The 15,273-nt window shown below is 37.8% G+C and carries 12 protein-coding genes, 1 other RNA gene and 1 pseudogene; 10 read left to right on the forward strand and 4 right to left on the reverse strand.

What is annotated here, in order from left to right; genetic code table 11:
• The first annotated feature begins 39 nt into the window (after positions 1-39).
• Positions 40-255, forward strand: a complete 216-nt coding sequence (locus QUF78_RS13405) for a GIY-YIG nuclease family protein (RefSeq protein WP_289325024.1) — start codon at positions 40-42, stop codon at positions 253-255.
• Between the two features lie 326 nt (positions 256-581).
• Here QUF78_RS13405 and QUF78_RS13410 read toward each other — a convergent pair whose 3' ends face one another.
• On the reverse strand, positions 582-1,643 hold the full coding sequence (locus QUF78_RS13410; RefSeq protein WP_289325025.1) for a DUF3900 domain-containing protein: 1,062 nt from the start codon (positions 1,641-1,643) through the stop codon (positions 582-584).
• A 546-nt stretch (positions 1,644-2,189) separates the two neighbouring features.
• On the opposite strand from QUF78_RS13410, the gene bcaP reads away from it, so the two are divergent.
• Both bcaP and QUF78_RS13420 read left to right on the forward strand, forming a co-directional pair.
• The gene (bcaP, locus tag QUF78_RS13415) at positions 2,190-3,596 is read left to right on the forward strand and encodes a branched-chain amino acid transporter BcaP (RefSeq protein ID WP_289325026.1); all 1,407 of its coding nucleotides are present in this window, start codon (positions 2,190-2,192) and stop codon (positions 3,594-3,596) included.
• 363 nt (positions 3,597-3,959) lie between these two features.
• A complete protein-coding gene (locus tag QUF78_RS13420) occupies positions 3,960-5,258 on the forward strand; it encodes a globin-coupled sensor protein (protein WP_289325027.1) in 1,299 nt (432 codons plus the stop codon).
• Between the two features lie 333 nt (positions 5,259-5,591).
• Here QUF78_RS13420 and QUF78_RS13425 read toward each other — a convergent pair whose 3' ends face one another.
• Positions 5,592-5,798 (reverse strand): twin-arginine translocase TatA/TatE family subunit, encoded by a 207-nt coding sequence (locus QUF78_RS13425; RefSeq protein ID WP_289316484.1) that lies wholly within the window; start codon positions 5,796-5,798, stop codon positions 5,592-5,594.
• A gap of 332 nt (positions 5,799-6,130) precedes the next feature.
• Between QUF78_RS13425 and ssrS the strand changes: the two genes are divergently transcribed.
• From ssrS to QUF78_RS28020, 6 genes and pseudogenes are all read left to right on the forward strand, one after another.
• Positions 6,131-6,318: non-coding RNA, 6S RNA (gene ssrS, locus QUF78_RS13430), on the forward strand.
• 319 nt (positions 6,319-6,637) lie between these two features.
• Positions 6,638-8,005, forward strand: a complete 1,368-nt coding sequence (locus tag QUF78_RS13435) for an MFS transporter (RefSeq protein ID WP_289325028.1) — start codon at positions 6,638-6,640, stop codon at positions 8,003-8,005.
• 307 nt (positions 8,006-8,312) lie between these two features.
• Positions 8,313-8,501 (forward strand): hypothetical protein, encoded by a 189-nt coding sequence (locus QUF78_RS13440; protein WP_289325029.1) that lies wholly within the window; start codon positions 8,313-8,315, stop codon positions 8,499-8,501.
• A 1,036-nt stretch (positions 8,502-9,537) separates the two neighbouring features.
• Entirely contained in the window at positions 9,538-10,521 is a 984-nt protein-coding gene (locus QUF78_RS13445) for a glycoside hydrolase family 43 protein (protein ID WP_289325030.1), read from the forward strand.
• A gap of 121 nt (positions 10,522-10,642) precedes the next feature.
• Positions 10,643-11,893, forward strand: a complete 1,251-nt coding sequence (locus QUF78_RS13450; RefSeq protein ID WP_289325031.1) for an MFS transporter — start codon at positions 10,643-10,645, stop codon at positions 11,891-11,893.
• A gap of 95 nt (positions 11,894-11,988) precedes the next feature.
• Positions 11,989-12,180 (forward strand): annotated as a pseudogene (locus tag QUF78_RS28020) (arabinan endo-1,5-alpha-L-arabinosidase); the annotation flags it as partial.
• Between the two features lie 272 nt (positions 12,181-12,452).
• Here the strand turns inward: QUF78_RS28020 and QUF78_RS13460 are convergent.
• A complete protein-coding gene (locus QUF78_RS13460; RefSeq protein ID WP_289325033.1) occupies positions 12,453-12,779 on the reverse strand; it encodes a YnfA family protein in 327 nt (108 codons plus the stop codon).
• Between the two features lie 250 nt (positions 12,780-13,029).
• Here QUF78_RS13460 and QUF78_RS13465 point away from each other — a divergent pair, with 250 nt between their 5' ends.
• Complete coding sequence (locus tag QUF78_RS13465; protein WP_289325034.1) at positions 13,030-13,983, forward strand: DMT family transporter; 954 nt, start codon at positions 13,030-13,032, stop codon at positions 13,981-13,983.
• 36 nt (positions 13,984-14,019) lie between these two features.
• Here the strand turns inward: QUF78_RS13465 and QUF78_RS13470 are convergent, their stop codons facing one another.
• A complete protein-coding gene (locus QUF78_RS13470) occupies positions 14,020-15,108 on the reverse strand; it encodes an MBL fold metallo-hydrolase (protein WP_289325035.1) in 1,089 nt (362 codons plus the stop codon).
• Positions 15,109-15,273 lie beyond the last annotated feature (165 nt).

Consider the following 15,273-nt stretch of genomic DNA (forward strand, 5'->3'; position numbering starts at 1 on the left):
ACCCTAACGGAAAGATTTATGTTGGCAAGGATTGGACTGATGATATTAATTAACTACTTTGGTAGTGTTAGTAGTAAGTTAATTGCGAAGGATTTTACAAGGGAACAACGTAGAGATTTTACAATACGTAAAGAAATATTGTGGGAATCCAATACCGCCACCGATAAAGAGGTTAACGTTAAAGAGGCAGAATACATAAGATACTATCAATCAAATTATCCTTCTATTGGTTATAATCAATTACCCAAAGTTTAAACAAACTTAATTATACAGAATAAATAAACGGGCTTGCGTAATTGCTTGCCCGTTTATGCGTTAAATCAAAAATAGTTTATATATAGGTAAAGAAGTTTTTTTATTTTTTAGGAACTTCCTTTTAGTGGATTAAAATGAATAGAAACCTTAATCACAAACTTTAAGACCGTTTTTAGAAAATTGATTACGGGAGCGGTCACATTTTTGGTCACTAATATAGTCATAAATGCTGTAATGATACGTGTTTTGAGGTCATACTAGCGGTCACTAATGCGGTCACTAAGCCAGTTAAAAGTGTCTTAATGATGCTATTTTTTCTTCAATTCTCAAACCTTCCTACTAATCTTCTCCACAATCTCCATCAAATCATCAGGCCTATGAAATTCAATCGGCGAAACACCTTTATCGAACTCTATTGTATCGGATTCAATCATTAATACATACTTCCCGTTAATCTTTCCTAAATGGATACTGTCGCCAAAATCGGCTAGCAATCCTTTGATAGATGTACTGCCAAGCTTCATTCGCAGTTCGGCTTCAGGTGTATGTTCGACAATCTGGGCTGTGGCTTCGACGACTTGGTGGGTCTCAAGACGTTCCTGGATTTCCCGCTTATCGCTTGTTTCCCAGATTTCGAGGTCCTGTTCGAATTTGTGCAGTTCGTCACTGTTTTCTTCGAATTGAGCGGATACATGTTCATGGACCATATGGATGACCTGGTTTTTCATGATTTCCGGCATCGATTCGCCATATTCAACAAATTTCAAAAAGTCCTCAAAGTAGCGAGCATGTGAAGCCTGGTGGATTTTCAGTTCGGCTTCTTCGACCATTCCTTCTTCGGGCATGTAGGGATATTGAATGGATTTCATATTTTTGGTGGTGATGGCCATTTCAACGTGTCTGATCAGGGTCCGTTCATCCGAAATGGATGCAACCTTTGGCTCGAAATCACATTTTAATAAGAAAACGAATGGTTCATCGAGATATTTCGATAATTTAGCCGATGCGATTATGAAGACACCACCGCGGACGGCACTAGTATCAATATATGACCGCGTGAATTGTTCATTTTCCTCTTGGAATTCTTCTTTCGTTTTAGCATATCGAACACGGTCAAATACATTGTAATTAGGGTTGGAATCAAGTGCATGTCCTTCTTCGACAATAAAAGAACCGATTTTCGTCGGTATTTGTTCAGTTTTTGGATGACGGTCCACTTTTCGTTTGGAAATCTTCATCAATTCCCCATCCAAAAAATCCTTTAGAGGACTTTCTTCGTATTCCTGGGTATCAAGAGTTTGAAAATGTTTAAAACGCTTATCAGCCTGATCGCCTTTTCCATCGACTTGGATTAAATAAAAAGACAGATAGGTAATCGTAAAATCCATGAATGTCACCTTCTTCAATTATTAAGCATGATTCCCGTACTTTTTTTAAGACTTAATAAGTATAGAGATGTACTTTGATTCCGTCAAACTATTGGTGCGTGAATGATCAGAATAATATTGATGTATTATTTCATAATAATACATATGGAAAAATGAATGTTAAATCCATCTAGGATAAATAATGTTAAAACTCAATAAGACCAAAATACAGGATTACAGGGAACACTCCAGCATTTTGCTATTGATAATATTAAGATAATGAACGTTCGATTTAAAAAACAGCATGAACTACAAAGGTTACTACTGAATGTATTGATAATGAAGGATAATTCTGTTTAATGCTAATTCTTACATTCTGTAGAGGAATCAAAAACAGAATTTTACAATAATAATCCATTGACGATGGAAGTGTTAATACGTATAATTTGAAAGTCAGATAATTCAGGCTTTGTAGGAATTTGTCGAAATTTCTCCGATATAAATAGCAAGTTAATTTATTCGTCTGCAATTTTCAGAATAGTTTTTAAAATTTATGGAGGAGATAGCATGAGTATTTTTAGAAAGAAGTCCATTGAGGACTTATTGATAAACGCAAGTTCCAGCGGTAAGGGATTGAAAAGGGAACTAGGCGCTTGGGATTTAACGATGCTTGGAATTGGAGCGATCATTGGTACAGGCATTTTTGTATTAACAGGTACTGGTGCAGTAAATGCTGGTCCTGCACTTTCATTATCTTTCGTTATTGCAGGTCTTGCCTGTTTATTCGCTGCACTCGCATATGCGGAATTTGCAGCATCCGTACCGGTTTCCGGTTCGACTTATACGTATGCTTATGCAACTCTAGGTGAATTTGCCGCTTGGATAATCGGCTGGGATTTAATCCTTGAATACTTATTGGCCGTTAGTGCCGTATCGGCAGGCTGGTCAGGCTATTTCCAATCATTTTTAAGTGGATTCGGGATTAACTTTCCAGAGAAATTTACGGCAGCACCGGGTTCGGTTGATGGTGTCACGACTTATATGAATTTGCCAGCCTTTTTGATAGTAATGGCGATTACTTTATTGATCTCCAGAGGCACGAAACAAACGACTAGGATTAATAACATAATGGTCGTCATAAAAGTGTTGGTAGTCTTGCTGTTCATCGTTTCTTCTATTTATTATGTAAAACCGGAAAACTGGCAGCCATTCATGCCATTTGGAATCGATGGGGTATTTTCAACTGCCGCATTAATGTTCTTTGCCTTCATCGGCTTTGATGCGGTTGCTTCTGCTGCTGAAGAAACAAGAAATCCAGGAAAGAATTTACCACGTGGAATACTCGGTTCTCTTGTCATTTGTGTTGTGCTATACATGGTCGTGAGTTTAATAATGACAGGTGTGGTACCGTATGCACAATTCAGCACGGCTCTCGATCACCCGATTTCTTTGGTCTTGCAAAGCGCAGGACAAAATTGGGTTGCAGGGATCATTGATCTAGGTGCGTTCCTCGGTATGACAACGGTGATTTTGGTGATGTTATATGGCCAAACCCGGATCATGTTTGCGATGTCACGTGATGGGCTGATGCCTAAATCCTTATCAAGACTTCATAAGAAATATAAAACACCATATGCTGCTTCATGGATGTTTGGTTTGATAGCGGCCTTACTGGGAGCATTCATACCGCTTGGTGAATTGGCAGAGTTGGTCAACATTGGAACATTGACTGCGTTTACGATGATTTCCGTAGCGGTCATCGTTTTACGGAAAACAAGACCGGATATGAAACGTGCTTTTTATTGTCCGGCTGTACCGCTCGTTCCGGGCTTAGCAATCGTTTTTTGCGTATTCTTGATGATTCAATTGGGAAGTCATACATGGATAAGGTTCTTGATTTGGATGGCTATCGGAGTCGTCATTTACTTCACTTATTCCCGTAAACATTCCAACCTTAACCAGCAGGAAAAATAATCATTGAAAAAGAAACTCTCTGTAGTGTCTCAGTTAGACGACAAAAGGAGGTTCGGAATGCTCTCACCCCGAACCATGATTTTAAATGAAAACTTGATTATCCTTCATGTTTTTTTACTTGTTTATACGGATGAAATCAACTGAACCTTTTTTAAAGAAAAAATTGTAGGTAAACTGGCTCTTCTCTAATTTGTCTACAGTCTGAGACACTCTCTGGAGTGTTTTTTTTGTTTTGGTCCATATAGTTCATAAGTCTTGTGTGATATTAGCTTGTTAGAGGGGAAATTATCAAATTAGTTAAAGATTAACAGGCTTTATGTCGAAATAGTATATATGGGTAGAAAAATTGGAGGGTAATTCATCATGAAAAGTTTATGGCGAAATAAACAAAAGATAGATTCAATAGACTATTTGCAATTTAAGGAACAAGTCGGTATCAATATAAGGGAGTATCCGAGCGTATTGACACAAGTGGAGATGATTCATTTGACGATCGGGGATTTATGCATCACTCGTTCTTTACAAGAAGAAGTGAAAGAACATCTGACCCAAATTGTTGAAAATTTTTATAAAAATCTAGAGAATGAATCCTCTTTATTGAAAATCATTTCGGCCAATAGTTCTATCGATAGGTTGAAAAAGACACTGCATCGTCATATGTTCGAAATGTTTAGCGGTACCATTGATGATGTTTACATTAAACAGCGCTATGTTATCGCACAGGTACATGTGCGAATTGGACTGCAGCCAAAATGGTATATGAGTGCTTTTCAAGATTTACTGCAATCAATAATCATTCATGTGATGGCCAATATAAAGAATATAGAGCAATATCAGGATAACATTCTGGCAGTCACTAAAATTATTAATTTAGAGCAGCAAATAGTTTTAGAGGCATATGAACTTGAAAATGAGAAGATTCGTCAACAAAACCTTGAAGAAAAAGAGACGATTAAACTACAGGTCAATCAAAATGCCGAAGAATTGGCAGCAATCAGTGAAGAGACAAGTTCAGCAACGCAATTAATGGCAAATAAGGTAGTCGAAATCCATAATTTCACTCAAAAGGGGTCAGAGATTGCGATACATGCAGAGGGGAAATCGAATGAAGGTGTTGAACTGTTACAAGGGTTAGAGAAAAGGTTGGTAAAAACACAGGATCAAATGACGATCATCTCAAAAGATATGGAACAGCTATCCAATACATCAAAGGAAATTGAACGAATTGTCACGATTATCACTTCTATTGCCGAACAAACGAATTTGTTGGCATTGAACGCAGCGATTGAAGCGGCAAGAGCGGGTGATAATGGCAAGGGATTTGCGGTTGTTGCAGGTGAAGTAAGGAAGCTTTCGGAAAATACCAAGCAATCAGTTTCGGAAGTAGTGAAACTGGTTAGTGGCATTGCTCATTTTACCAATGTAATGAATACTTCAATTTCCATGGTTAGCGGGGAGATTACTAAAGGCACGAAGCAAGGGAAAGAAACGGGCAAATTTTTTACCGATATAGCAAAGGCCATGCTTTCAGTAAAAGAGCAAAATATTAAAATCACCAAGGAAATGACAGAACTGAATGATATTTTCGATGAAATTAATGAAGTGTTCAATCAAGTTGCCGTTTCATCGGATCAATTGACCCAAATGACGATGAACTTGTAGTGTAGTTCAAGGATTTGTTTGCAGAACGGGCTTAAAGGAGATTATTTGATTTTTTGTATTTTAATAATGAACTCGATAGAATATATTAATAAAAAAAACTCAAAGCGGTTTATAAAATTTGGTTCAACATTCAATTCCAAGGGATGCCGTTAACCGGCCGTTTAATAAATCTCTTGAAATAAAATAGAATTAATGTTATATTAATAAAGCGATGAGCTAATTTGTGTAAGTCGAAGAACAAGCTTTTAGCTAAACGTCGGGATGTGGCCTGACGGTTCTGCGCCTCAAACGCATCAAAGACGCCTGCTGCGTGCAGGCGTCTTTTTCATTTTTTCATTTTATCGATTCTTTCCTTGCAGCTTGTACGTCTTCCTTGAATTCCTCTTGTATTTCTTCCGTTATTCCCTTGGTTGCATCCTTAAACTCTCTAAGCGAGGTGCCGACGGCCCGTCCGATTTGAGGAAGCTTATTCGGTCCAAAAACAACTAAAGCTAAAAGAAGGATTAAAATTAAGCCGGGAAAACCAATATTTGAAAGCATAACTAGTCACTCCAATCAAATCTGTTAGTTAATATTATAGACTCCTGACAAGTATTTGCAAAGGTTATTTAGTATTTATTGTCAGGTTCAACATCCGAAACTAGGCATCCGTAAGATAAACACTTGCTATTCTGTCCTAATTTTATCTTGCACAATATTTCTAAAAATATATCTTACCTACCTTAGGAAACCCAATAAAGGGGGGAGTAAGTACATTTCGCTTTGGTTCTGCCGTAACTAATTTCGCTCCACATATCGTGTAACATAATAATTTTTTGGTTCCTTGGGATTATTAAACTTGCAAGATTGATGATATTTAGGTATTATAATTATACAAGCTGCGTTGTTCGTAATGATAATTAAGTTTTAACCTTTAAGCTGTAATAGGGAGTTTTACATCGAAACAGGAATGTTATGCCTCGTCACTGACTTGGACAACAGGATTGTTTCTGCAAACACCCACTTTGAGGAGTGGTGGTTTAAAACTTTCTTACTTGAATACGGCAATGGCGGCTTACCTTTTTTAAATTAGAAACCAGTTCCTTAACGGAACTGGTTTTTTGTTGTCTATACGTATGTCCAGATACGTTATAGCTAGTTGTATTTAAGGATATTTCAGAAAACATATATCCCTTGTATTGTCTTGGATCATTTTAAAGCTTTAATTTATTATGAAAGTTTTTATTGAAATATCAGATAATTAGCCATTATAATAATAATTAGATAACTAAGTTCACTATTTGTATAAAAGATGAGTGTATCGATGTTTTTTTTAAGTATTACGTAAGCGCTGTCATTTTGAGAGATTTATTGTAGTCACCTGGAGAGGAGAAAATTTTATGGCAAGAATTAATACGACTGAGGTAATTAGCAACAGTAAGTTCAACCGCTTTCATTTTGGATTGCTGGCATGGTGTTTTATCATTATCCTTTTTGACGGCTATGACCTTGTCGTTTACGGAACGGTCGTCCCGCTATTGACAGAGGAGTGGAACCTTACTTCCGTGGAAGCTGGGGCTATGGGCAGCTACGGTCTATTTGGAATGTTGTTCGGGGCCATTTTCTTTGGTACATTAGCAGATCGGATTGGCAGAAAAAACGTAATAGCGATTACACTGATTTTATTTAGTTTGTTTACGCTTTTATGTGGATTTGCGAATACGCCTACAATGTTTTCGACTTTTAGGTTTTTAGCGGGATTAGGTCTTGGGGGCATTATGCCGAACGTCATTGCCTTATTGACGGATTATGCACCGAAAAGGATGCGGAGCATGGTCGTTTCGATTGTTTTGTGCGGTTATTCATTCGGAGGGATGCTTGCACCGATACTGGGTATCCTGGTTATGCCGACATTAGGTTGGGAATCAATATTCTGGTTTGCAGGAATACCATTGTTATTTTTACCCTTCATGATGAAACGTTTACCAGAGGCTTCGACGCATCTGATCAGAGTTAACAGAAAAGAGGAGTTAATCAGGATATTATCCAGGGTCAGTCCGGAGAGTGAATTCGACATCAAGGACGAAATTGTAGATGTGAAAAAAACGGATACCAATATGCCGATTGTTGGATTGTTTAAGGATTCCCGTGCCCTGAGCACGTTGATGTTCTGGATCGCCTTTTTCATGTGCCTATTGATGGTATATGGATTGAATACATGGCTTCCAAAGCTAATGATCGAGGCAGGGTATGCGCTGAATTCAAGCTTAGGTTTCTTGATCGTTCTTCAAGGGGGAGCTATCATAGGCACGCTTATCATCGCTAAACTTTGTGATCGTTATGGATCCAAGAAAATGCTTGTGCCGATGTATGCGCTTGGGGCAGTCAGTTTGACTCTATTGGGAATGGGTGGAAGTTCCTTCGTGATTTACACATTGGTAGCGATTGCAGGAGCCTGTACCATTGGTGCCCAAAACCTAGTACAAGCCTATGTTTCCCAGTACTATCCACCAAATATTAGATCGACTGCACTAGGAGTGGCATCTGGAATCGGAAGGATCGGCGGTATGCTTGGACCCATTCTTGGCGGATTCTTATTATCCATCTCGCTACCCATCCAATTGAATTTCATTGCCTTCGCCATTCCGGGTCTCATTGCCGCGGTAGCTTTATCATTCGTTCCAGTGAAAATAGCTTATTACAAAAATGATCATAAGGAACAAACTGAAGAAATGGCGGTAGAGTCCAATAAAATGAATATCATGTAAAATCAAATGCATGAAATGTCAGTGAAGGGATACCTAGCTGTCATTTTATGTATAATTACCTTCTATTATCGGAGTCATGGTTCCTATCAAAATTATGCAAATTGACAAGTCTTGGCGTTTGTCCTGCGCTAGAAGAAATCGATTGTAAGGATATAAATATGGATAACCCATAAATGTTCATAATTTCGCAATACGATTCACTCCATTATATAAAGAATAAATGTTAGAATAATGGTACGGATAATTAATTCCTCCTTAAAGTGGAGCGAAATAGAAATTACCTCATCTTTTGAGAGGAGTCATTACTTTGAAATTTTTAAAACATATTATTTTTTGGTTATGCATTATAGGGACATTATTTTCTATGATTTATTTCTTTGTAGCGGACGTTCCGTTATATATAAAATTAATAGGCGGAGCCATCATCCTTTATCTTGGTTATGATCTAATAACTGAATCAAAGGAAAGAAAGCGTAAAGAAGCCTTGGAAGCTTGATCCTATCTTAGGTAAAAGCCCTCTTTTGATAAGAGGGCTCAGACTGTAGTCAAACTCGATGAAAATCGAGTTTGACTACAGTTTTTTTATGGCTTGTACAATTTGAACGTTGATTGGAACGCAAGGCCTCGCTTTTCGCTGGCGGTCCGGGCACCTCCTCGGCTTGTGCCCGCAGGAGTCTCGTACCTTCCTCTCTAATCAACTTTTAGATAGAAACCCTACCTGAGGAGTTGAAGGTGTTGCTTTGAATCAGTTGTTTCGGGTACATCACTTGATGAAAGATGCGTTTTCAGGGCCGCTTTCTCCTACAGTCATTTTAAGCGACGCTTTAAAGATACAGACCTGTCCGAAAAGATTTTCTATAGACTCTTAATGATAGCTGCTGGTTCGAAAGGAAACACGAGCGTATCAAGGAATCATGTATAAAAAGGATCCTCATCACCTCAAGTTCTGAACCCCTTTTGTCTACAAACTGAGCCCTCTTTTGATAAGAGGGCTTTTTGGCGTATCAAAAAGGGTGCAATCCTTAGTTTAATAGTATGACCATCGGAATTCGGAGGGGGAAAATTGTATGTCCCGAGTGACAGCAAACTTGTCAATAATGGGAAACTGATTACTGTTCACAAGTGTTTTTATAATTGCTTGGATCGTAGACAAGATAGGTAGCAAAAAGGTTTCGATTTAGAAATGGTAATTCTCAGTGTCATCCATTCACCATTCAAAGCTATACGTACAAATTATTCGATATATTACTCTGGAATTTCAAAATAATAACAAAAGAAAGCGTTGACATCCTCGAAACGACAACTTATTATTTAATTATACGGATGAATATTAAGAAAATTTGATATTTTCTAAAATTAGTCCGTATGAATTGCGAATCTATTTATCATTAAGATTATTGGGTCGGAGCAAAAAATTATTATAAACACAATAGGGGGTGGTGTTTTTTCTCTGCCGGCATGAAAAAATTCCATATCGTAGATAAATACAACTAGATTCAAAGAATAGACGTAAACAAAAAGGAGACTAAAATATGAATACAATGCAAACTTATAAGAACCCAATTGTTGAACAAAGAGCAGATCCTTGGGTATATAAGCATTCGGATAACTATTATTATTTTGTTGCATCCGTACCAGAATATGACCGACTTGAAATCAGGCGATCTAAAACTATTCAAGGAATAGGTAAAGCAGAGGCTATTACTGTCTGGAGAAAAAATGAGACTGGACCGCAAAGCTCACTGATTTGGGCTCCAGAACTTCATTTTATAAAGGGAAAGTGGTACATCTACTTCGCTGCGGCGAGAACCGATCAACCAGTTAACGGAACGTTCGACCACCGAATGTTTGTACTTGAGAATGAAAGTCCTGATCCTTTAAAGGGAGAATGGATACATAAGGGACAAGTTAAGACAGAATGGGAAACTTTTTCTTTAGATGCTACCGCTTTTGAACATAATGGTATTTTATATTATGTATGGGCTCAAAGGGATTTGAATATTAAAGGTAATTCCAATATATATATTGCGGAAATGGAAAATCCTTGGACAATTAAGGGTCCACAGGTAATGCTTTCAAAGCCTGAATTACCTTGGGAGACCATTGGTTTCCATGTTAATGAGGGTCCAGCAATTCTTAAAAGAAATGGAAAGGTTTTCATTACTTATTCATGCAGTGCAACAGATCATAATTATTGCATGGGTTTACTTACGGCTGAGGAAGATAGTGATTTGTTAAACCCTGCTTCTTGGACTAAATCCCCAACTCCCGTTTTTCAAAGTGCACCGGAAAATGGACAATATGGACCAGGTCATAATAGCTTTACAGTTTCAGAGGATGGGAGTGAAGATATTTTAATTTACCATGCTCGTAATTATACCGAAATTGAAGGGGATCCCTTGTATGATCCAAATCGTCATACACGGGCACAAGTATTTAACTGGAACCAGGATGGCTCTCCAAACTTTGGGATCCCAGTACCGGATGAGGTGAATAAAAGTAAAAGTAAAAGCTAAAGATGAAATATTAAAATTCAGCTTGGAATCTTTCTACAATGCCGTGGAAAGATTCGCTTGCATTTTAGTATGGTTAAATTCATTCAAATGCATGTCTTATAATAAGTAAAGGGGACTTTATATGAATGTTTCTAAAGGTTTTTGGAATTTTGGAGGACTATTTTATTTTTACTTTATTATTTGGGCAATCGTTCTTGGTTTCCTCCCATTATGGTTAGAAGATGTTGCCGGACTTAACCCAAGTGAAACAGGCATTGTTTTTTCATCGATGTCATTAATTGCACTATGTTATCAACCTTTTTTAGGAATCATTTCAGATAAATTGGGATTCAAAAAAAACTTATTTTGGGTCGTCGTAATCCTTTTAATGTTCATGGGGCCTTTCTTCAGCTTCCTTTATGCCCCATTACTTAAAGCGAATATAGTTATAGGAGCAATTATAGGAAGCGTATACCTTAGTGCAGTATTCAACGGCGGGGTGGGGGTTGTTGAATCCTATATAGAAAGAGTGAGTCGTAATAATGGTTTTGAATATGGCAGGGTAAGGTTATTCGGATCTATAGCAGGGGCTACGGCCTCATTGATTGGGGGAGTAATGTTTGTAAAAAACCCAAATTCAATTTTTTGGTTTGCATCAGGTGCTGCGGTTTTTTTAGCTGTCTTATTATTTACGGCTAAAATAGAAGGTCAAGACCATATCAAGTCAGGAGGCTCGAAGGATAAAGGAAATGAAATTAGTAAAAAAGCTGTTCTTTCGATATTTAAAATAAAGAGCTTCTGGTACCTTTCATTCTTAATAATCGGCACGGCCGCCATATATGATGTGTTCGATCAACAGTTTCCTAACTATTATGTACAATTCTTTTCTTCTAAAGAATATGGAACGGATATATTTAGTAAGCTAGTCTCCATTCAAGTTGGACTTGAAGCCATATTAATGATTTTTGCCCCTGTGATCGTAAATAAAATGGGTGCTAAAAATGGGCTCATTCTTTTCGGTGTATTAACTTTCGTTCGTATTTTTGGAAGTGCAATAGCTACGGGCCCTGTTCTCTTATCAATATTCAGGTTGATTGCAGCTTTTGAAATGCCCTTACTCTTAGTTTCCATTTTTAAATACATTACAGGAGTATTTGATACTAGACTAAGCGCAACCATTTATTTACTGGCATTTAATTTTGCGAAACAGAGTGCCATTACTATTTTTTCTTCCGTAGCGGGTAGTATGTATTCATTCATGGGTTTCCAAAACACATATTATTGCTTAAGTGCAGTTGTTTTACTTGTTACCCTTATTTCTTACTTTACTCTATCAAATGACAAAAAAATTCAAATGGAAATTAAACCGCCCCTTTATAGTGCTACTAACTAATAAACATGAGTTGTATTCCAATTGGGAACCAGTTAATGAAAAGATTATCATGAATTATGTATGCGTTTTCAAATATATATTTAAAGGAGGGGATTATGGGAAAGTACAAAACATTTTCAGTTTTGATTTTTACTTTATTCATTACTTTTTCAGCAGGTAACGCTGCATCAGCGAGTAATTGGGCATTAATCGGTGATACGCTTATTCATGATCCATCGATAATTAAAGAAGGGAATACCTGGTATACATTTGGGACGGGGTTAGTAGGTGAGAATGGAATCAGGGTGCGGATTCCCAAGGGTGGCCAACATACTAGCATGTAAGATTACTCCCCTGATTTTTTACTGTTTTATACGGTACAAGATTGAAGCATTTGCGACACTCCTGCAAGAAAAACCGGCTAGCAGAGACACCAAGACGCTTGGCAGACAGTCGGCGGAAAGGTAGCGGGCTTCTGAAAGGCTGGAACGTTTTTTAAAATAAAAAAACTGCAGGCTAACTCGCTTTTCTTTGAGTTTGTCTACAGTCTGATTAAAGGGCCTTAGGCCCTTTAATTTTTTTACTGTCTAGGTCCCCATATCATGATTGAAACCCCGGCTAGACAGATTACTGATCCAATCCAATCATATAAATCAGGAGTTTTCTTATCAATGCCCCATCCCCATAAAACCGATAAAACAATGAAAACCCCGCCATATGCAGCATATATACGTCCAAAAGTAGGGAACGTTTGGAAAGTTGCAATGATACCGTATAATACCAACCCGAAACCTCCGGCTAAACCAATATAAATGGATTTACCCTCCCTTAACCAAAGCCAAATAAGGTAGCCACCACCAATTTCCGCCAGTCCTGCCATAAGGAATATTACTGTAGTAACTAACATATATGTATACCTCACTTTCTCGTTGAAATTTTACCATATTTGAAACTGTACATGATCATACTTAACGGTGTACTTAATCTATATCTTTTGAAAAAAGTGAAAACCGCATGAACGTTAACTGCAGCATTTTAATTCAAAGGAGGAATTTATGCCAACTTTATCTTTTAACTCTAACTTGGGTTGCAATACAGATGCAAAGGGTACTATACCTAAAAAGGAAATATAGTAATCTAGTTAAGGAGTTGCATCCATGAAATCCCGAACTTTTGCATACATGTTAGCCATCTTTCATGCAAGTATTGTCGGCCTATCTTTCTTATTCACCAAAATGGCCATTGTGGAATCGAATCCGCTTGATACTTTGGCGTTCCGATTCACCGTTTCTTTCGTCATCATTTTATTCCTTGTTGCCGTTAAAGTCATTAAAGTGAACTATTCATGGGAGTCGGTTAAAAATCTGGTCCCGCTATCCTTGTTATTCCCAACTCTTTTCTTTGCCTTTCAAACTTTCGGACTTAAGTATTCACAATCCACAGATGCTGGAATTCTATCTGCAGTCACTCCAATTCTAACATTGATGATAGCTGGATATTTCCTGAAGGAGAAAACATCTTTATATCAAAAGCTTTCGATTATCTTGTCTGTAATTGGGGTCATTTTTATTTTCGTGGTGAAAGGGAGTACGATCAATTTTTCTGACATGCTTGGGATGGTGTTGATCTTGCTATCCTGTATAGCAACCGCATGTTATACAACGATGACCCGTTCACTTGCCAAGGATTTTACACCTGGTGAAATGTCCTTTTTCATGATGGGAACAGGCTTTGTCATTTTTAACGTGGCCGCACTTTTCACCCATCTAAAACAAGGAACGATGCCGGAATTTTTTACACCATGGTCGAGCATGGAATTCATCAGTTCCATTTTGTATCTGGGAATATTGGCTTCATTGGTCACTTCGTTATTATCCAATACGATTTTATCAAAGATCAAAGCGTCCCAAATGAGCGTATTTGCAAATCTTTCCACAGTTGTCACGATTGCTGCAGGAGCTCTCATTCTTGATGAAAAGATTACGATCTACGATATATTGGGGTCGATACTAATCATTTTAGGTGTAATAGGCACGAATTATTTTGGCGGGAAGAAAGAGCATTCGATAAAAGTGAATCTTGAATATAAAGGGGAACAAAGTGCGAAATGAATAAAAATGGTCCATCCCATTCGGGAAGGACCATTTTTATTTCCACCATTTTGTTTGAGGGAAATCTGTTGTCCCAATCATTACTGGCTCGCCTAGTTGAGGTGTGCAGACCTGTACAGCATGATCATTGGCCGCTTTTGTTACCCGTTCTATCGGGTCTGTCCAGTCATGAAAAGACAATGTGAAACCTGCCCAATGAATGGGGATCATCAGTTTTCCTTCTACATCGATGTGTGCTTGAACAGTTTCTTCAGGCATCATATGGATGGTTGACCAACGCTCATCATATTGGCCGCATTCCATTAAAGTTAAATCAAAAGGACCGTATTTTTTGCCGATTTCTTTAAAATGGCCACCATATCCACTGTCGCCGCTGAAGAATACCTTTTCTTGTTTGCCATTAATTACCCAAGAACACCAAAGTGTCGTATTGCCATCGTTTAAACTTCTTCCAGAAAAATGCCTTGCAGGCGTACAAACAAATTGCAACTCTTTGAATGAAACTTCATCCCACCAATTGTGTTCCTGAATCAGTTCTTTTTTCACGCCCCATCTTTCAAGATGTCCACCGACACCGAGTGGAACAATGAACTGACCGACCTTATCTTTTAATTTCTTTATTGAGAAATAATCCAAATGATCGTAGTGGTCATGTGAGAGTAAGACGGCATCGATAGGTGGCAGCAAATCCAAATCGATAGGCAACTCCCCGCTAAAGCGCTTGTTTCCAAACCAAGGAAAGGGAGTGGGGGCTTTTCCAAACATTGGATCCACTAAAATGGTTTTACCATCCAACTCCAACATGAATGCAGAATGACCAAACCAGGTGATTTTATTGGAATTCTCAGATGATGCAGGTTCTTTTGCTCCTATTACAATTGGATGGTCGGGCCTTCTTTTTGGATTGCCTTTTATGTAATCCCTTAAAATGGAACCAGTATGTTTAAGGCTCATCGCTTGACCAGCAGGAATCTGATTGTGGAATTTACCCTTGGCAAAATTCTCTTTTGTAGTGAATGCTCTCACTTTTTCTTTGTTTGTCCGCCTCCCTAGCGGAGGATAGAGGTTAAGGAAAAGTAACAATAATATAAAAAAAGAAATGATGATCTTTATAATTTTCAGCATGAATATGTTCCTCCCATATTAATCAGACCTTTTCGTTAACTTATCATATCACAGAATATATAAGGTTATTTAATGCGATGTCCCACAATGGAAATGATTTGGATTTACCCTTCAGGTCTATAGATGTGAACCGATGATTCATTAACTCTAAACTCACTTTGGGAG

Source organism: Peribacillus sp. ACCC06369, assembly GCF_030348945.1.
Taxonomy (GTDB): domain Bacteria; phylum Bacillota; class Bacilli; order Bacillales; family DSM-1321; genus Peribacillus.